The sequence below is a fragment of the Phormidesmis priestleyi BC1401 genome (assembly GCF_001650195.1).
Lineage (GTDB): Bacteria > Cyanobacteriota > Cyanobacteriia > Leptolyngbyales > Leptolyngbyaceae > Phormidesmis_A > Phormidesmis_A priestleyi_B.
In genome coordinates, this window is sequence record NZ_LXYR01000200.1 from 1 (window position 1) to 308 (window position 308).

The window sequence follows — 308 nt, forward strand, 5'->3', positions numbered from 1 at the left end:
GGCAACCTCAATTTCACTTTCTTGAGCGTTGTACATCAACGCCAACTGGACGACCCCAGCTTGCTGACCGTACACGGACACCAACGTGGCAAAGTTTTGGGCACTGCTGTTCCCACCCACCGAGGTACATTTGATGCTTTTGCCATCAATCGACCACAGCACTCCAGCAAACGCCGGGGCATGGAGCAGTGCCCAAACATTAAACACATCGACCCAGGCTGCCGCATCGACTTGCAGAAACACTCGACGAACGGTGGAATAGGACGGAAACCGAGTCGTCTGCGGATCTAACTCCAACCATCCCCCCC

1 pseudogene is annotated in these 308 nt (G+C 54.9%); it reads right to left on the reverse strand.

The annotated features are described in order from the left end of the window. Positions 1–308, reverse strand: a pseudogene (locus A8707_RS26435) (hypothetical protein); the annotation flags it as partial.